Below are 17,417 nucleotides of genomic sequence, written 5' to 3'. Positions count from 1 at the left end.
GGAGGGGCCAATTGGCAGCTCCCGCGCACCGGTTCGGATTTCTACGGTTTCCGCATACCTCCCGCCCCACCCCCACCGGAAACCGAGGAGATCCCCCATGCTCAAGCGACACGCCCGCGCGGCGTGTACCGCCCTGGCCGCCGCCGGGCTGCTGCTGGCCGGCACCGGCGGCGCCACCGCCGACCCCGGCCCGGCCACCCCCTCGGCGTCGGCCGCCCTGCGGACGGCCGACGCCCCGCCCGAGCTGCTCGCCGCCATGCAGCGCGACCTCGGCCTGACCCCCACGCAGGCCCGGGCCCGCCTCGCCCACGAGGCCGAGGCGGGGGCCACCGCGGCCCGGCTCCAGGTGCGGCTCGGCGCAGCCTTCGCCGGGGCCTGGGTGGAGGGGGCCGACGCCGGCAGCCTCACCGTGGCCACGACCCGGGCCGCCGACGCCACGGCGATACGGGCCGCCGGGGCCCGGGCGGCCGTGGTCACCCGCAGCCTGGCCGACCTGGACGCCGCCAGGGCCGCCCTGGACCGGGCGGCCACCGCCGCGACCCCGGTCCGGTACGCCGACCCGCGCTCCAACACCCTGGTCGTGGAGGAGGCCGAAGCCGGGGCCGCCGCCGGGCTCCTCGCCGCCACGGGGACCGATCCGGGCCTGGTCACGGTGGTCCGTACGCAGCAGAGCCCGCGCCCGCTGTACGACCTGCGCGGCGGGGACGCGTACTACATGAACGGCAGCGGCCGTTGCTCGGTGGGCTTCCCCGTCACCAGGGGCACCACCCAGGGCTTCGCCACCGCCGGGCACTGCGGCCGCGCCGGGACCACGACCAGCGGCTTCAACCAGGTCGCGCAGGGGTCCTTCCAGGCCTCGGTCTTCCCCGGCAACGACATGGCCTGGGTGGCGACGAACGCCCAGTGGGCCGCGACCCCCTTCGTGAAAGGCAGCGGCGGGACGAACGTGCAGGTCACGGGCTCGGTCCTGCAGCCCGTCGGGGCCTCGGTGTGCCGCTCCGGCTCGACCACCGGCTGGCACTGCGGGACGATCCAGCAGCACAACACCAGCGTCACCTACCCCGAGGGCACCATCTCCGGCGTGACCCGTACGACGGTCTGCGCCGAGCCCGGCGACTCCGGCGGCTCGTACATCTCCGGCAGCCAGGCCCAGGGCGTGACCTCCGGCGGCTCGGGCAACTGCTCCAGCGGCGGCACCACCTTCTTCCAGCCGCTGAACCCGATCCTGTCGGCGTACGGGCTGACCCTCAAGGTCAGCGGCAGCGACCCGGGCCCCGGCCCCGGCGAGCCCGAGCCGGGCGGCACCTGGAAGGCGGGCACGGTCTACGCGACCGGCGCCACGGTCACCTACGGGGGCGCTTCCTACCGCTGCCTCCAGGGCCACCAGGCCCAGCCGGGCTGGCAGCCGCCGAACGTCCCGGCGCTCTGGCACCGCCTCTGAGGGTCTCGCCGGGGCCCAGGTCCAGGCCCGGGTCCGGCCCGGGTCCGGGCCAGGTCAGGCCGGGACAGGGGGTGCCGCGGCTGCCGAGGGGGGCGCCGCGGCGCCCCCGCGTCCCGCCCCCGCCCGCCCTGCCGCGGGGTCGGGCCCGTCGGGTCAGGCGCTCAGTGCCGCCGCCACCGAGGCCAGCGCGCCGACGGCGACCAGCGCCCCGCAGATGGCCAGGTTCACCCGGCGGTGCTCCCAGAAGACCGCGACGAACTCGCGCAGCGTGGCGGTCGGCAGGAAGTAGCGGGCCGTCGGGGCCCCCACGACCTGCCCGTTGACCCCGGTCTTGCCGGCCATCATCGCCGCCCGGAAGGCGTGGAAGTTGTTGGTGACCACCACGCACCGGTAACCGGGGAGGTCCGCCTCCATGATCTCCCGGCTGAACAGCATGTTCTCCTCGGTCGTGCGGGAACGGTCCTCCAAGCGCACGTGCGCGGCCGGCGCGCCCTGCGCGACCAGCCAGTCCGCCATCGCGCGGGCCTCGGAGACCCGCTCGTCCGAGCCCTTGCCCCCCGACACCAGCAGCACCGGCGGCCGCCCGCCCCGCGCGATCTGGGCGTCGTGGATCTGCTGCCCCTTGCGCAGCCGCGAGGCCAGCAGCGGCGGCACCCGGTCCCCGCCGATCAGGCCGGAACCGAGCATCACCACGTGGTCGACGTCGCCGCGCACCTTGATGCGGCCGTAGAGGAAGGCGTACCCGGCGAAGGACAGGAACACGAAGGACACGTAGGCGACGACCAGGGCGAGGGTGGCGACGGTCCCGGTGAGGACCGCGGAGTCGGAGACGCCGACGAAGACCAGCAGCGCGATCATCGCGAAGATCCCGAGGCCGGCGAGCAGCGACAGCAGGTTGGGCAGGCGCGTGCCTTCCTTGCGGACCATGGTCATGCCGTTGGCGACGAGGAACACCCCCGCGGCCACGAGGCCGAGCGTGGGCACCGAGAAGACGGCCAGCAGGACGGCGATCGCCAGCCAGCCCGGCAGTGCGGCGGCCTGGAGGAGCAGGGCGAAGGAGACGGCCACGCAGGTCAGTCCGAGGAGTACGGCGTTGCGGAATCGGCGGCGGTCCTTCCGCGCGCTTATGCAGAAGGCGAGGAACAGCAGCGCGGCGAAGGCGAAGACGACCATGGCGCCATCGTAGGTGTCAGCCGGGGAGCAGCGTCCGGCGCACGGAACGCCCGGCGAGGACGTCGGTACGGCGCCCGTCGCGGATGACGAACCGTCCGTCGACCAGGACGTGCGGGATACCGGTGGGCAGCGCGCGCGGCTGCTCGTAGGTGGATCCGGCCGCGACGGTGCCGGGGTCGAAGAGGACGAGGTCGGCGCGCAGGCCCTCGCGGACGAGCCCCCGGTCGGTCAGGCGCAGCCGCGCGGCCGGGCGGCCCGCCAGGTGGGCGACGCACTCCTCCAGGGTGAGCACGCCGAGTTCGCGCACGTAGTGGCCGAGGTAGTGCGGGAAGGTGCCGTGGGCCCGCGGGTGCGGCTTCGCGCCCTGCAGGATGCCGTCGGAGCCGCCGGTGTGGACGGGATGGCGCATGATCGTCCGGACGTTCTCCTCGTCGCCCACGTGCTGGAGGACGGTGGGGCGGAGCCGGTCGCCGAGCAGGAGCCGCCGGGCGGTGTCCCAGCCGTCCAGCCGGGTGCCGACCAGGGGTGCGAAGGCGGGGTCGGTGACGCCGGAGATCTCGATCGTCGACCAGTCGACGGGCACGCCGTGGCAGCCGTCCGCGCCCTCGACCTCCAGCGCGTGGCGGATCCGCTCGGCCTGGGCGCCGTCGCGCAGCCGGGCCAGGACCGCTTCCGGGCCGCCCTCGCCGGCCCAGCTGGGCAGCAGCGCGGCGAGGGTGGTGCAGCCGGGGGTGTACGGGTAGCTGTCGAGGGTGATGTCGGCTCCCGCGGCCAGGGCCCCGTCGAGCAGGGCCAGCAGCTCGGGGGCACGGCCCGCGTTCTCGCCGAAGTTCATGGTGGCGTGCGCCAGGTGCAGGGCGCAGCCTGCCTCCCGGGTCAGGTCGACCATCTCGGCGTAGGCGGCCAGCGCGCCGTGGCCGTACGAGCGCTGGTGCGGGCAGTAGTAGCCGCCGTACCGGGCCACCACCCGGCACAGCTCGGTCAGTTCGGTGCCGGAGGCGTACATGCCGGGGGTGTAGGTGAGCCCGGAGGACATGCCGACGGCGCCCTGGGCGAGCCCGTCGGCGACGAGCTGGCGCATCCGGTCCAGTTCGGCCGGGGTCGCGGGCCGGTCCTCCCAGCCGAGGGCGTACGCGCGGACCGTGCCCTGGGGCACGAGGTACGCGGCGTTGACGGCGCAGCCCCGGCCGCCGTGGGCGCGGTCCAGCCGGTCCAGGTACTCGCCGACCGTGCGCCAGTCGAAGTCGATGTCGTCGCCCGGTCCGTTCCAGCCCGCGACGGCGGCCCGTACCTCGCCGAGGGTCCGGTCGTCGACGGGCGCGTACGACAGGCCGTCCTGGCCCAGCACTTCGAGGGTGACGCCCTGGGCGGCCTTGGCGCTGTGGTCCGGGTCGCGGAGCAGGGCGAGGTCGCTGTGGGCGTGCATGTCGGTGAAGCCGGGGGCGAGGGCGAGGCCGTGCGCGTCCAGGGTGCGGCGGCCTCCGCCGGGGATCCTGCCGACGGCGGCGATCCGGCCCTCGTGCACGGCGACGTCGGCCGTGTACGAGGGCCCGCCCGTGCCGTCGACGACACGGGCACCGCGGATGACCAGGTCCACGGCCGCGGCCTAGAAGAAGGTGCGCACGTAGTCGGTGACCGTGCCGTCGCCCTCGACGACCGGGATCAGCGGCCACTTCTCGAAGATCGTGCACGGGTGGGACATGCCGAGCGCCACCCAGTCGCCGACCTGGACGCCGTCGGCGGAGTCGGTCTCCAGCCAGGCGTGCTGGTCGGACAGTTTGACGACGCGGATGCCGGTGGCGGGCCGCTCGGTCCCGTCGAGTGCGTCACGGACCAGTTCGGCCTCCGGCAGGCCCAGGTCGTAGGCGATGTCGCGCTTGCCGGCGTTGACGAAGGCCTGGGTGGGGGAGGGGCGCGAGACGACCTGGGTCCACAGGCGGAAGGCGGGCCGCAGGCCACCCTCTTCGGGGTGCCGGTTGAAGGGGGTGAGCCGGGTGTACCAGCCGTGGTCGTGGGAGACGTACGCGCCGGAGCGCAGCAGCCGCAGGACGGGGCGGGACAGTTCCGGGAGCCCGGCGAAGACTTCGGCGACGGTGTCGAACCAGGCGGAGCCGCCCGCGCTGACGACGATCTCCTCCAGGTCGGGGGAGAACCGCCCGGCCTCGTCGAACTCGACGGCGAGGCCGGTGAGGCGGCGCAGGTAGGCGTGGACGCGGTCCGGGCCGGCGTCCGGCACCTCGGCCTCGTATCCGGCGACACCGACGAGGCGCAGGGTGTCGGTGGCCGCGACGGCGTCGGCGACGGCGCGGCAGTCCTCCTCGGTGCGGGCGCCGGTGCGGGCGCCGTCGCCGGCGCCGAGCTCGACGACGACGTCGACGACGGCCGGGCGGCCCCGCAGGGCGCGGTCCATCAGCTGGACGCCGCGCACGGAGTCGACGTAGCAGACGAAGCGGAAGCCGGGGTCGGCGGCGAGTTCGGCGGCGACCCAGTGCAGGGCGGCGGCGTCGACGAGTTCGTTGGCGAGGAAGATCCGCTGGATGCCGAAGGCGCGGTAGACGCGGGCCTGGTGGGGGACGGCCGCGGTGATGCCCCAGGCGCCGTGGTCCAGCTGGCGGCGGAAGAGCTGGGGGGACATGCAGGTCTTGCCGTGCGGGGCGAAGGCCAGGTCGTGGCGGGCCGCATAGGTGCCGAGGGCGGTGAGGTTGTGCTCCAGGGCGTCCGCGTCGAGGGTCAGGACGGGGGTGGTGAAGCCGCCGTCGAACAGGTCGCGGCGCTGGGCGGCGAGCTGCCCGACGGTGAGGCCGTGGGTCTGGGCGTCCGGGGGCAGGCCCTTGAACCGGTGGTCGACCGGTTCGTCGGCGAGGTCCTTGACGGGGTCGCTGGCCATGTGGTGCTGCCCTCCCGGGATATGCGTTGCGTGGACCGCAACGGGCGTTGCGTGTGCCGCTCCCCGCTGTCTAACATCCCGGGTGACGGCGGGTCAACGCGCGGCCGTCCGGGGCGGAGCCCAGGGGCCGGCGGAGCCGGTCCGGCCGGACCGTACGGGAGGACGAGGGATGAGCCAGTCCGTCGAGCGGGCGCTCGCGATCCTGCCGCTGCTCGCCAAGGGCTCCGCAGGACTCGGCGAGGTGGCCGGGGAACTCGGCGTGCACAAGAGCACCGCGCTGCGCCTGCTGCGCACCCTGCACGAGCACCGCTTCGTGTACCGGCAGGCCGACGGCCGCTACCGGCTGGGGGTGCAGCTCTTCGCGCTGGCCGCCGAGGCCGTCGAGAGCCTGGACGTCCGGGAGATCGCGCACCCGCACCTCGTCGAGCTGAACCGGGCCACCGGCCACACCGTCCACCTCGCGCTCCTCCAGGACGACGAGGTCGTGTACGTCGACAAGGTCGACAGCCGCTACCCGGTGCGCATGTACTCCCGGATCGGCAGGCCGGTCGCCCTCACCGTCGCCGCCGTCGCCAAGCTGCTCCTCGCCGATCTGCCGGAGCCCGAGCGCGCGGCCCTGGCGCAGCGCCTGGAGTACCCGCGCCACACGGCCCGCTCGACCCCGGACGCCGCCGCCTTCCTCCGTGAGCTGGCCCTCGTGAGGGAGCAGGGCTGGGCGACGGACCTCGGGGGGCACGAGGAGTCGGTCAACTGCCTGGGCGCCCCGGTGCACGGGCCGGACGGGCGGGTCGTCGCCGCGCTGTCCGTCTCGGCGCCGAGCGTGGTCGTCACCGCCGAGGGGCTGTGCGCGCTGCTGCCCCTGGTGCTCCGTACCGCCGACACCATCAGCCGGGAGTACTCAGGCTCCCCGGGCCCCGTACAGAAAGACGGTTCATGACCGAGAAGACCGCCCTCACCCCCGACACCCACACCGTCCCGCCCGCGCGGTTCTCGCACGGGGTGCGCAAGGGGAACATCCTGCAGGTCGCCGGCCAGGTCGGCTTCCTCCCGTACGTGGAGGGGCAGCCGCCCACGCCCGCCGGGCCCGGGCTGCGCGAGCAGACCCTGCAGACGCTGGAGAACGTCCGCTCCGTCCTGGAGGCCGGTGGCGCCGGCTGGGACGACGTGATGATGATCCGCGTCTACCTCACGGACACGGCGCACTTCGCCGAGATGAACGGGATCTACAACGCCTACTTCGAGGAGCAGGGCCTCAAGGAGGCTCCCGCCGCCCGCACGACCGTGTACGTGGGCCTGCCGGACGGGCTGCTCGTGGAGATCGACGCCCTCGCCGTCCTGGGCTGAGGCACGCGGACGGGGCGCCCCCCTGGCGGTGGGGCGCCCCTTGGGCGGTCCTGCGGTCAGGCGGTGCAGTACTGGGCTTCCTTGCCGATGGAGCGGTACATGCAGTCCGCGTTCTCCAGCAGCTGGAGCACGGCCTCCTTGTTGCGCGAGGTCTCGCGGTCGATCACCTCGTCGGGCGGGTAGAAGCCGCCGCCGCCCGCGCTCGCCGGGTACATCTCGAAGGTGTAGGCGAAGATCTTCTGGCTGCCCCACAGCCAGTCGTCGATCGTCCCGTCGGTGATGTAGAGGTCGCTCGACTGCTCCGGGGTGTAGCCGTTGCTGGCCGCCATGCTCGTGCCGATCTTCTTGAACACGGCGAGGTCGTCGGCGGTCAGGCCGGGCGCGGTGTCGTTGTACGTCCAGCCGAAGGGCCAGAGCACCAGCTGGCTGTAGGTGTGGAAGTCGATCGAGGCCTTGATCTGCTGCTTGCCGCCGATCACCCGGCTGCGGACGAAGTCGGAGACGACCTTCACCTCGGGCGTCGACTCGGGGGCCGTGCCGCGGTAGGTCTCGGAGCTCTTGCTGCTGCTGGAGCCGCCGCAGCAGCCCCACTTGTAGTTCCAGTTCCGGTTCTGGTCGGTGCCGACGTAGGAGGAGCCGGAGTTGGGCTGGCGGTTCTTGCGCCAGGAGCGGTAGGAGCCGGTGGCGATGTCGTATTCGCCGCCGTCCGGGTTGAGGTCCGGGATGATCCAGATCTCGCGGTTGTTGACCGCGTTGGTGACGCGGGACTCCGTGCCGTACTTGGCGCCGAACTCCTTCAGGAGGTAGAGGGCCATTTCCACGGTCAGGTGCTCGCGGGCGTGCTGGTGCGCGGTGAAGAGCACCTCAGGTTCGGCCTCGTCGGTGGCGACGTTGTCACTGATCTTGATCGCCACGAGGTCACGGCCCTGGTACGACTTCCCGATGACGCGCTTGCTCATGATCCCGGGGTACTGGGCGATGCGCTGGTCGATCTCGGCGCTCGCCTCGGCGTAGTTGTGGTACCTGGAGTCCGCCGAGGGGAAGTCCATGGTGCCCGCCGCGATGCCGGGCAGGGAGCGGTCGGGCGGTCCGGGGAGGGCGGTGAGCTGGTAGCCCCGCGCGCGCAGCTCCTTGGCCTGCATGGTGTCGGCGCTGACGACGACGGTGTGGTCGTCGACCTCGTCGATCGAGACCCCGGTGCGGAGCAGCGCCGTACGGTCGGCGACGGTGGAGGGGCCGTGGATCCGGTACTGGACGACGGCCTCGTCCTGGGTCGCGGTGGAGGGGGTGGGCGGTGGCGACGCCGTCGCGCTCATTCCGTAGGCGGGTGCGCCGAGGGCGAGTGCCAGCAGGGCCGCCGTGACGGCGGCCCTCCGGCGGGTGTGGAGCCGCATGCGTTCTCCTGGGTGGGGAGTGTGGGGGTAGCCGTGCGGACGTGCGCACAGCGTGCTCTCGTGGCATGTCCCGGTCAAGGACCCCTCGTGCCCGCCGAACCGATTCAGGCCACCCCCACAGGTGCCGCCTAGGGGAGAGCGTGGACCTTGGGACCCACCGCGTCGGACCAAGCGTGGCCCGCCTTCGCGTCCCAGTTGGTCGACCAGGTCATCGCGCCGCGCAGCCCGGGGTAGGTCTTCGAGGGCTTGAAGGACCCGCAGTTCGTGCCGCGCGCCAGGCAGTCCAGGGCGTTGTTCACGACGGTCGGCGAGACGTAGCCGCTGCCCGCGCCGCTCGGGGAGGCCGGCACGCCGATGCCCACCTGGGAGGGGTCGAGGCCGCCTTCCAGCTGGATGCAGGCGAGCGCGGTGAGGAAGTCCACCGAGCCCTGGGAGTAGACCTTGCCGTCGCAGCCGTTCATCGAGCCGCTGTTGTAGTACTGCATGTTGACGACGGTCAGGATGTCCTTGATGTTCAGCGCCGTCTTGAAGTACCCGCCCTGCGGGGACTGCATGTCGATGGTCTGCGGGGCCATGGTGATGACGAGGGAGGGGCCCGCCTTCGCGGACAGCGAGCGCAGCGCCTGCGTCATGTACGTCGGGTTGATCCCGTTCTCCAGGTCGATGTCGATCCCGTTGAACCCGTACTCCTGCATCAGCGCGTACGCCGAGTTCGCCAGGTTGTTCGCGGAGGCCGCGTCGTTGACCGATATGGTGCCCTTCTCGCCGCCGATTGAGAGGATGACCGACTTGCCGGCCGCCTTCTTCGCGGCGATGTCCGCCTTGAACTGGGGGACCGTGTAACCGCCCAGGCCCGCCGAGTCGAGGTTGAAGGCGATGGCGCCCGGTGTGGCCGTGGCGTCGGCGAAGGAGACGGCGATGATGTCGTACTGCGCCGAGACGTCGGAGAGCTTCTGGACGGTCGCGCCGTTGTCGAAGTTCTGCCAGTAGCCCGTCAGCGCGTGCTTGGGGACCGAGGGGTTCGGGTTCGGGTCGCCGCCGCCGGTCGTGGTGCCCGTCACCGCGGCGGACCGGGGCCCCTCGCCCGCCGCGTTGTACGCGCTCACCTGGAAGGAGTACGAGGTGGCCGCGGCGAGTCCGGTGATCTGGGCGGAGGCGGAGGTCACGCTCCGGACGCGGACGCCGTCCTGGTAGACGTGGTAGCCGGTCACCGAGCCCACCGCGTTCCACGAAAGGGTGAGGCCGTTCGCGCTCTGGCCGGAAACGGCGGTCCCGGCCGGGGCGCCGGGGACGGACGGGCCGGGGTCCGTGCCCCCGCCGCCGTCCGGGCCGAAGACGCTGAACTCGTCGACGGTGTAAGCGGGCTGGCCGTACCAGCCGTGCGTGTACACCGTGACCTGCGTGGTGGCCGGCCCCGTGGAGAAGGTCGTGGACAGCTTCTGCCAGCCGGAGCCCGAGCCGGGGGTCCAGGTGGAGACGTCCTGCGTGCCCGTGCCGGTCGCCCCGAGGTAGACGTACGAGCCCTGCACCTGGGTGCTCAGCGTGTACGTCGAGTTCGGCTTGACCGTGACGGTCTGGCTGCAGCGGGCGTTGTCGGAACCGGCCGGAGTGGCCTTCAGGGCCCCGGCCCCGGCGAAGACGGGGGAGGAGACGGCGGCGCCGCTGCCGCCCGAGCAGGACCAGGCGGAGAGCCCGGACTCGAAGCCCCCGTTGCGGACGACGTCGATGTCCGCGGCCCGGGCGGTGCCCGTGGTGAGGGCGGTCAGGCCGCCGGCGGCGAGGGTGGCGGCGCCCAGGAGGGCGAGGGAGCGTATGCGGTTCACGTGGGCTCCGGTGGGGGGAGGTGAAGGGGAAGGGGTGCGGCCGGCCCGGTGGGGACGGGCAACGCGCGGCCTGCGAAGCCAAGTTGGTCCAGACCAATCCTGGTGTCAAGGGTCTTTGCAATGTGGCTTGAAATGGCCGGATGTCCGATCCCTGTTGTCCGGGTTTCCCGCCACCTGTGCCCCGGGCTCGTGTCACGGGAATTCCCAAGGCCCTGCCCCGCCAGGGGCGACGCGGATATGGTGCTGGAGCAAGGGGAGCACGTCCGGGGTACCTTCCGGCGGCAGTCGGGGGCGTTTGCGGTCACGCAGTGCGTGCGCGTACGCGGCGAGCACGTGACGGGCGCGGAGCGGGCCCGCGACGGGCACACGGACGTGCGTGGCGTACGGGGTGAACAGGGGGATTCGCGTGCCGACCGCCATCGCTGTCACCAGCGCCGATCTGGTGCTTCCGGCCCCCGACCGGCACACGCCCGGGGCCGCCGTCCTGCAGCCCCCCGGGCGCCTCGACCTGGAGGGCGCGCTCGCCGAGACCGGTGCGCTCCTGGAGGGGCACGGCCACCTCGTGGTCCTCGTGCCGTCCTGGCTGCCCCGCACCACCGTGCAGCGGCTGCACACCGTACGGGCCATCCTGGAAACCGACCGGATCGCGCTCCTCGGCATCGATCTGCCGCCGCTGGGCACCGCGCTGCTGGTGCGTCAGCTGCGCCAGCTCAGCGTCTGCGACTTCAGCCCCGGAGTGATCGCCTCCGCGGCCCGGCTGCTGTCCCACTACATCTACGCGGGCGCCCTGCTGGGCTCCGTCGCCCGGCTCGACCGCGTACCGGTCGGGCTCAAGGCGCACGCCCGCTCCTGGTCGCCGAGCGCGCTGTTCGGCGTACTCGCCCACCCGGCTCCGCATCTGGTCAAGCTGACCGGGGCCGCCGCCGCGCGCGGCTCCCGGGGTGCGCGCGGCGGCGGCGCGGCCGGGGCGGGCGGGGCGGGCGCGGGCCTGCCGGCCGGGCCTGAGTTCGCCACCCACCTCACCTTCGCCCGCGGGCAGCTCGCCTCCGACTGGGTCACGGCCGAACTCGCCCCCGCCTGGCAGGTGCAGGGTGTCATGGAGAACCCGCTGCCGGCCGACTCGGCCGCCTGGTGGGGCACCCCCAAGCTCGTCGAGTTCGCCGCCGGCATCCCGGACCCGAACGTCCTCTACCAGCTGGTCGCCTCGGTCCGCCGCGACACCTGCCGCTGGTGCGGACTCGAACTCATCGGCGACCGCTGCGGCTTCTGCTCCGCGCCGCTCACCGCACCACCGCCCCCCACGGGGGCGGCCGCCACCCGGTCCCGCCCCGACCGCCCCATCCGGCCCGCACGCACGATCGAACGAAGAACGGCGAGGTAAGACGGTCCATGAACTCACGCCAGCGCCGCGGCGTCATCCTGCTGCTCCTGTCGGTCCTGTGCGCCCTCGGGGCCTTCGCCGGCGTCCTCGTGGTGATCGGCGACGTCAACTCCAAGGTCGGGGCCGAGGTCGTCGCCTACCGGGCCAAGGGCGACATCGCCCCGTACAGCCCCTTGTCGGACGGCCAGTTCGAGGAGATCACCGTCCCGCGGCGATGGCTGTCCGAGACCGCCGTCACCGATCTCGGCGCAGTCAAGGACAAGATCGCGCTCACCACCCTGAAGAAGGGCTCGCTGCTCCAGTCCGACATGTTCGTCGACCGGCCGCAGCTCCAGCCCGGCGAGCAGGAGATCGCCATCATGATCGACGCCGCCACCGGCGTGGCCGGCAAGATCACCTCGGGTGCCAAGGTCAACATCATCGCCACCTTCAAGGGAGCCAAGGAGTCCGACCCCTCCCGCTCGGTGATCATCGTCGCCAACGCCCGCGTCCTGGGCGTCGGCAAGCTCACGGCCCTGGAGAAGAACAGCGACCGCAACGGCCCGGCCGAGGCCGTACCGATCACCTTCGCCCTGAACACCAAGGACACCCAGCGCGTCGCCTACGCCGAGTCCTTCGCGGAGCACGTGCGCCTGGCGCTGGTGGCCCCCGGCACCGACTCCGCACCGAGCCCGGGCGACCGTACGTACACCCTCGACGGGGACAAGTGAGGCAGGCCCGGATGACCACCCGAATCCTCCCCGCGGCCGGCGACCCGGACGCCGCCCGCGCCATCGCCACCCTCCTCAGCCAGCTCCCCGCCGCCGAACCGGCCCTGTCCGTACCCGACTCCACCACCCTGCTGGACACCCTCGCCCGGCTGGCCGCCGAATCCGTCGACGAGCTCCCCGAGGTCGTCCTCGTCCACGAGCGCATCGGTCCGGTCCCCGCCCTGGATCTCATCCGCGAAGTGGCCCTGCGCTTCCCCGCGGTGGGCGTGGTCCTGCTCTCCTCCGACGCCGGACCCGCCCTCTTCTCCGCCGCGATGGACGCGGGCGCACGCGGTCTGATCGGCCTCCCCCTCGCCTACGAGGAGGTCGCCGCCCGCGTCCAGGCCGCCGCCCAGTGGGCCGTGGGCGTACGCCGCCACCTGGGCGGCGGGGCCGGCGTGTTCACCGGCCCGGGCGGCCGCGTGGTCACCGTCGCCGGCGCCAAGGGCGGCGTGGGCACCACCTTCACCGCCGTCCAGTTCGCGCTGGCCGCGGCCGCCTCGGGACGGCGTACCGCACTGGTCGACATGGACCTCCAGGCCGGTGACGTCGGCTCGTACCTCGACGTGCAGTTCCGGCGCTCCATCGCCGACCTGGCCGGGATCCAGGACATCTCCCCCCGGGTCCTCCAGGACGCCGTCTACGACGACCGGACGGGCCTCGCCCTGCTGCTGGCCCCGGCCGACGGCGAACGCGGCGAGGAGGTCGACGACCGGGCCGCCCGCCACATCCTCGGGGCGCTGCGCAGCCGCTACGAACTCGTCGTCATCGACTGCGGGACCCAGGTGACCGGTGCGAACGCCGCCGCCGTGGAGATGGCGGACGTGGCGGTCCTGGTGACCACCCCGGACGTGGTCGCCGTGCGGGCCGCGAAGCGGATGGTCCGCATGTGGGAGCGGCTCCAGGTCCGCAAGGCGGAGGACACCGCGATGGTCGTCAACCGCTGGAGCAAGCACACCGAGATCCAGCCCGCCCTGATCGAGAAGATCACCAAGACCCGCGCCACCCGCACCCCCGTCCCGGCCGCCTTCAAGGAACTCCAGGCGGTGGTCGACGCCGGCCGGGTCCAGGACCTGGACAACCGCTCCACGGTGAAGCAGGCCCTGTGGACCCTGGCGGGCGAACTCGGGCTCCTGTCCGCCCCGGAGACCCCGGCGGGCGCCCACGGCTCCCCGAAGGCCCTGGGCTCCCCGGGCCCGGCCGGCCCGGGGAGCTCCGGGACCTCCCTGGCCCTGCGCGTGTCCGGCCCGGTGGCCCGGCTGCGCCGCGGCCGGGAGGGCTGACCGGTGCCGGCGGCACGCGGACGCCCCCGCGGTGCCCGGGGGGACCGCGGCCAGGTGGCGGTCGAGTTCGTCGGCACGGTGCCGCTGATCCTGCTGCTCGTGGCCGCGGTGTGGCAGTGCGTACTGATCGGGTACGCGTTCTCCCTGGCGGGCAACGCCGCCGACGAGGCGGCCCGGGCGGGAGCGGTGGAGGGGGCCGGCGCGTGCGCGGCGGCGGCCCGCGAGCACATCGGGGAGGCCTGGGGAATCCAGGTGATCTGCACCGGGCAGGGCGACGTCTACAAGGCGACCGTCAAGCTCGGCATCCCCGTCCTGCACCCCTCGCTCGACTTCGGTTCGATCGAGGGCACGGGCGGCGCGGCGACGGAGAAGGAGGCGGAGTGACGTGAACGGGCGGATGCGCTCCGACCGGGGCCAGGTGGCGATCGAGTACATCGGCTTCGTGCCGATCCTGCTGTTCGTCGCGCTGTGCGGGATCCAGCTGGGCTGGGTCGCGTACGTCCACGAACAGGCCGACACGGCCGCGCGTACGGCCGCCCGCGTCGAGGCCCGCAAGGGCAGCGGGGGCGAGGCGGCGGGCCGGGCCGCCGTCAAGCCGGGCCTCGGCGCGCAGGTCACGGTGACCAAGGACGACGACGCCGTGACCGCGGTGGCGAGGATCGAGATCAAGGCCATCGTGCCCGGGCTCGACCTGGAGGCCGCGGTGGCCACCGCTGTCATGCCCAACGACGACCCGAAGGTGACCGGACCATGAGCCTGCGTTCCCGGGTCAGCACCCCCGACGACCGGCACAACCCGCGCGAGGACGGCCGGCTGGTCTCCTCCTACCGCGCCAAGCTGCTGGAGGAGATCGACCTCGCCGAGATGTCCGCGCTCGCGCCCGCCGAGAGGCGGGCCCGGCTGGAGCGGGTGCTCGGCCACATCATCAGCCGCGAGGGCCCCGTCCTGTCCACCGTCGAGCGGGCCCAGCTGATCCGCCGCGTCGTCGACGAGGCCCTGGGCCTCGGCGTGCTCGAGCCGCTCCTCGAAGACGCCTCGATCTCCGAGATCATGGTCAACGGGCCCGACCAGATCTTCGTCGAACGGGCCGGCCGGGTCGAGCAGCTGCCCCTGCGCTTCGCCTCGCACGAGCAGCTGATGCAGACCATCGAACGCATCGTCTCCACCGTCAACCGCCGCGTGGACGAGGCCAATCCGATGGTCGACGCCCGCCTGCCCAGCGGTGAGCGCGTCAACGTCATCATCCCTCCGCTGTCGCTGACCGGCGCCACGCTCACGATCCGCCGCTTCCCGCGCGCCTTCACCCTGCACGAGATGATCGCCCTCGGCTCGCTCGACGAGCAGATGCTGCTCCTGCTGTCGGGGCTGGTCCAGGCGAAGATGAACGTGATCGTCTCCGGGGCCACGGGCACCGGCAAGACCACCCTCCTCAACGCCCTCTCCGGACTGATCCCGGAGGGCGAACGGATCATCACCATCGAGGACTCGGCGGAACTCCAGCTCCAGCAGGCCCACGTCATCCGCCTGGAATCCCGCCCGGCAAACGTCGAGGGCAAGGGCCAGATCACCATCCGCGACCTCGTCCGCAACTCCCTGCGCATGCGCCCCGACCGCATCATCGTCGGCGAGGTCCGCGGCGGCGAGACCCTCGACATGCTCCAGGCCATGTCCACCGGCCACGACGGCTCACTGGCCACCGTCCACGCCAACAGCGCGGAGGACGCCCTGATGCGCCTCCAGACCCTCGCCTCGATGTCGGAGGTGGAAGTCCCCTTCGAGGCGCTCCAGGACCAGATCAACAGCGCCGTCAACGTCGTCGTCCAGCTGACCCGCTTCGGCGACGGCTCGCGCCGCGTCACCGAGATCTCCATCCTCGAATCGCACGGCCGCGAACCCTTCCGGATCACCACCGTCTGCCGGTTCGCCGCCCAGCCCATGGGGCCGGACGGGCGCGTGCACGGCTCCTTCGAGTACTACCCGCTGCCGCGCCGCATCGCCGAACGCCTTTACATGAACAACCAGCCGATCCCGCAGGCCTTCGGTGTCGCCCCGCCCGACGACCCCCTGGCCACCCGCATCACCCGGACCGTCCTGTGAACCCAATCGTCCTCCTGACCCTCGGCGCCACCCTCCTGGCCTGCCTGCTCGTCGTCCTCGGCGTGCACGCGTACTCCGCCGGCCGGGCCCAGCGCGCCGCCCTCGTCGAACGCCTCTCGGCGAGCGGCGCCCCTCCACCCGCGGGCCGCCACCGCCGCTTCCCCGCAGTGGACCGCCGGCTGCGCAGGACCGCCCTGGGACGGCGGATCGAGCGGAAGCTGGCGACGACCGGCCTGGACCTCACACCCGGCGAGTTCTTCGTCGCCATGCTGGCCGGCATCGCCGGGGTGTGGCTGGTCGCCGCATCCTTCCTCGCCCCGTTCTTCGGCCCGGTGGCGGGCGCGATCGGCGTCTGGGCGGCCGACGCCTTCCTCAACTGGCAGCGCACGCGCCGTACGGAGCGGTTCATCAACCAGCTGCCCGAACTGGCCCGCATCCTCGCCAACGCCACCCAGGCCGGGCTCGCCCTGCGCACGGCCATCGGGATCGCGGCCGAGGAGCTGGAGGCCCCGGCGGGCGAGGAACTCGCCCGCGTCGCCGACCGGCTCGCCGTCGGCCACTCCATCGAGGAGTCCCTCGGCGAGCTCACCGAACGGCTGCCCTCCCGCGAACTCGTCGTCCTGGTCTCCACCCTCGTCCTGTCGGCCCGGGCGGGCGGTGCCATCGTCGACAGCCTGCGCAACCTCACGGTCACCCTGGAACAGCGCAAGGAGACCCGCCGTGAGATCCGTACCCAGCTGTCCCAGGTCACGGTGACCGCCTACCTGGTCCCGGCCATGGGCCTGGGCTCCCTGCTGCTGGTGGACGTGATGATGCCGGGCGCCCTGGACCGGATGACGGGCGCCTTCATCGGGCAGACCGCCGTCCTGATCTCGCTCGGCCTGTTCACCCTGGGCTTCCTGCTCATCCGCCGCCTCTCGAAGATCGACGTGTGAGGGGGCCGGACCGATGACCGAACTCCTCCTCGCCCTCGTCGCCGCCCTGTCGGTGCTCGGAGCCTTCCACGGCATCCGCCTCTACCGCGCCGACGTGAAACTGCCCACGGACCTCGCCCTCGCCCTGGAGGTCGGCGCCACGCGCACCACCGCGGTCGGCTCCCTCGTCGACCGCCTGGGCATCCGCTGGGCCCCGCTGGTCCTGCGCCTGATGGGACCGCACCAGGTCGCGCGCAAACGCCGCCAGATCGACATGGCGGGCAACCCCGCCGGCCTGACCATCGACCGCTACGCGGCGCGCCGCGCCGTGTACGGGTTCCTCGGCGCGCTCGGCGCCTTCTCGATGCTGATCAACGGGCAGCTCGTCCCCGCCCTGCTGATGGTCGCCTTCGGCCTGTTCTGGATCGAGGCCGGCCTGTGGTCGGCGATCCGGGTGCGCCGGGACCACATCGAGCGCACCCTCCCGGACTTCCTGGACGTGCTGGCCGTCGTGGTCAGCGCGGGGCTCGGCTTCCGGCAGGCCCTCGACCGGGTGGCCGACAAGTACGAGGGCCCCTGGTCCGACGAGGTCCGCATCACCCTGCAGCAGATGGACATGGGCGTCAGCCGCCGCCAGGCCTTCGACGAGCTGCGGCGGCGCAACGACTCGGAGCAGGTCGCCCAGTTCGTCACCGCCCTCCAGCAGGGCGAGGAGCTGGGCTCCCCGATCGTGGAGACCCTCATCGCGATCGCCGAGGACATGCGGCGCACGGACGCCCAGAACGCCCGCCGGCGTGCGGCGCGAGCCGTGCCGAAGGCCACCTTCGCCGTCACCATGTTCATGCTGCCGGGCACGCTCATCCTGCTCGTCTGCGGCTTCGTCTACGGCGCGGACGTCGACTTCGGCGCCCTGTTCGGAGGCGGGTGAGCC

General features: G+C 73.0%; 16 protein-coding genes. 11 read left to right on the top strand and 5 right to left on the bottom strand.

Features of this window, described 5'->3' with window-relative positions:
- The first annotated feature begins 97 nt into the window (after window positions 1-97).
- The gene (locus ACFWUZ_RS31735) at window positions 98-1,441 is read left to right on the top strand and encodes a carbohydrate-binding protein (protein ID WP_384380666.1); all 1,344 of its coding nucleotides are present in this window, start codon (window positions 98-100) and stop codon (window positions 1,439-1,441) included.
- 153 nt (window positions 1,442-1,594) lie between these two features.
- Here the strand turns inward: ACFWUZ_RS31735 and ACFWUZ_RS31730 are convergent, their stop codons facing one another.
- From ACFWUZ_RS31730 to ACFWUZ_RS31720, 3 genes are read right to left on the bottom strand one after another with little or no spacing between them, the layout of a single operon-like run.
- Window positions 1,595-2,614 carry a YdcF family protein gene (locus ACFWUZ_RS31730; protein ID WP_384380663.1) on the bottom strand — a complete coding sequence of 340 codons (1,020 nt, stop codon included), beginning with the start codon at window positions 2,612-2,614 and terminating at the stop codon, window positions 1,595-1,597.
- 16 nt (window positions 2,615-2,630) lie between these two features.
- On the bottom strand, window positions 2,631-4,211 hold the full coding sequence (locus ACFWUZ_RS31725; RefSeq protein WP_384380660.1) for an amidohydrolase family protein: 1,581 nt from the start codon (window positions 4,209-4,211) through the stop codon (window positions 2,631-2,633).
- Window positions 4,212-4,220: 9 nt separating this feature from the next.
- The gene (locus tag ACFWUZ_RS31720) at window positions 4,221-5,501 is read right to left on the bottom strand and encodes an alanine racemase (RefSeq protein ID WP_384380657.1); all 1,281 of its coding nucleotides are present in this window, start codon (window positions 5,499-5,501) and stop codon (window positions 4,221-4,223) included.
- 169 nt (window positions 5,502-5,670) lie between these two features.
- Here ACFWUZ_RS31720 and ACFWUZ_RS31715 point away from each other — a divergent pair, with 169 nt between their 5' ends.
- Window positions 5,671-6,438: an IclR family transcriptional regulator gene (locus ACFWUZ_RS31715; protein WP_384380654.1), complete on the top strand. Its 768-nt coding sequence runs from the start codon at window positions 5,671-5,673 to the stop codon at window positions 6,436-6,438.
- Window positions 6,435-6,845 carry a RidA family protein gene (locus ACFWUZ_RS31710; RefSeq protein ID WP_384380651.1) on the top strand — a complete coding sequence of 137 codons (411 nt, stop codon included), beginning with the start codon at window positions 6,435-6,437 and terminating at the stop codon, window positions 6,843-6,845. Before ACFWUZ_RS31715 ends, ACFWUZ_RS31710 begins: the two co-directional genes overlap by 4 nt.
- Before the next feature lie 56 nt (window positions 6,846-6,901).
- On the opposite strand, the gene ACFWUZ_RS31705 is transcribed toward ACFWUZ_RS31710, so the two are convergent.
- Both ACFWUZ_RS31705 and ACFWUZ_RS31700 read right to left on the bottom strand, forming a co-directional pair.
- A complete protein-coding gene (locus ACFWUZ_RS31705) occupies window positions 6,902-8,239 on the bottom strand; it encodes a M14 family metallopeptidase (RefSeq protein WP_384380647.1) in 1,338 nt (445 codons plus the stop codon).
- Between the two features lie 128 nt (window positions 8,240-8,367).
- The gene (locus ACFWUZ_RS31700) at window positions 8,368-10,062 is read right to left on the bottom strand and encodes a chitinase (protein WP_384380643.1); all 1,695 of its coding nucleotides are present in this window, start codon (window positions 10,060-10,062) and stop codon (window positions 8,368-8,370) included.
- A 406-nt stretch (window positions 10,063-10,468) separates the two neighbouring features.
- On the opposite strand from ACFWUZ_RS31700, the gene ACFWUZ_RS31695 reads away from it, so the two are divergent.
- From ACFWUZ_RS31695 to ACFWUZ_RS31660, 8 genes are read left to right on the top strand one after another with little or no spacing between them, the layout of a single operon-like run.
- Window positions 10,469-11,443: a hypothetical protein gene (locus tag ACFWUZ_RS31695; protein ID WP_384380640.1), complete on the top strand. Its 975-nt coding sequence runs from the start codon at window positions 10,469-10,471 to the stop codon at window positions 11,441-11,443.
- Window positions 11,444-11,451: 8 nt separating this feature from the next.
- Entirely contained in the window at window positions 11,452-12,153 is a 702-nt protein-coding gene (cpaB, locus tag ACFWUZ_RS31690; protein ID WP_384380637.1) for a Flp pilus assembly protein CpaB, read from the top strand.
- Window positions 12,154-12,164: 11 nt separating this feature from the next.
- A complete protein-coding gene (locus ACFWUZ_RS31685; protein WP_384380634.1) occupies window positions 12,165-13,475 on the top strand; it encodes a CpaE family protein in 1,311 nt (436 codons plus the stop codon).
- 54 nt (window positions 13,476-13,529) lie between these two features.
- Complete coding sequence (locus ACFWUZ_RS31680; RefSeq protein ID WP_384380631.1) at window positions 13,530-13,859, top strand: TadE/TadG family type IV pilus assembly protein; 330 nt, start codon at window positions 13,530-13,532, stop codon at window positions 13,857-13,859.
- A gap of 1 nt (window position 13,860) precedes the next feature.
- Window positions 13,861-14,229 carry a TadE/TadG family type IV pilus assembly protein gene (locus ACFWUZ_RS31675; protein WP_384380628.1) on the top strand — a complete coding sequence of 123 codons (369 nt, stop codon included), beginning with the start codon at window positions 13,861-13,863 and terminating at the stop codon, window positions 14,227-14,229.
- The gene (locus ACFWUZ_RS31670) at window positions 14,226-15,572 is read left to right on the top strand and encodes a CpaF family protein (protein WP_384380625.1); all 1,347 of its coding nucleotides are present in this window, start codon (window positions 14,226-14,228) and stop codon (window positions 15,570-15,572) included. The genes ACFWUZ_RS31675 and ACFWUZ_RS31670 overlap by 4 nt, the downstream gene beginning before the upstream one ends.
- Complete coding sequence (locus tag ACFWUZ_RS31665) at window positions 15,569-16,507, top strand: type II secretion system F family protein (RefSeq protein ID WP_384380622.1); 939 nt, start codon at window positions 15,569-15,571, stop codon at window positions 16,505-16,507. The genes ACFWUZ_RS31670 and ACFWUZ_RS31665 overlap by 4 nt, the downstream gene beginning before the upstream one ends.
- Window positions 16,508-16,520: 13 nt before the next feature.
- Window positions 16,521-17,414 (top strand): DUF5936 domain-containing protein, encoded by an 894-nt coding sequence (locus ACFWUZ_RS31660; protein WP_384380619.1) that lies wholly within the window; start codon window positions 16,521-16,523, stop codon window positions 17,412-17,414.
- Window positions 17,415-17,417 lie beyond the last annotated feature (3 nt).

Source organism: Streptomyces sp. NPDC058646, from assembly GCF_042716875.1.
In the GTDB taxonomy this organism is placed as follows: domain Bacteria; phylum Actinomycetota; class Actinomycetes; order Streptomycetales; family Streptomycetaceae; genus Streptomyces.
Note: the sequence above shows the minus strand (reverse complement) of the source record. Positions and strands in the feature narration are given on the sequence as shown.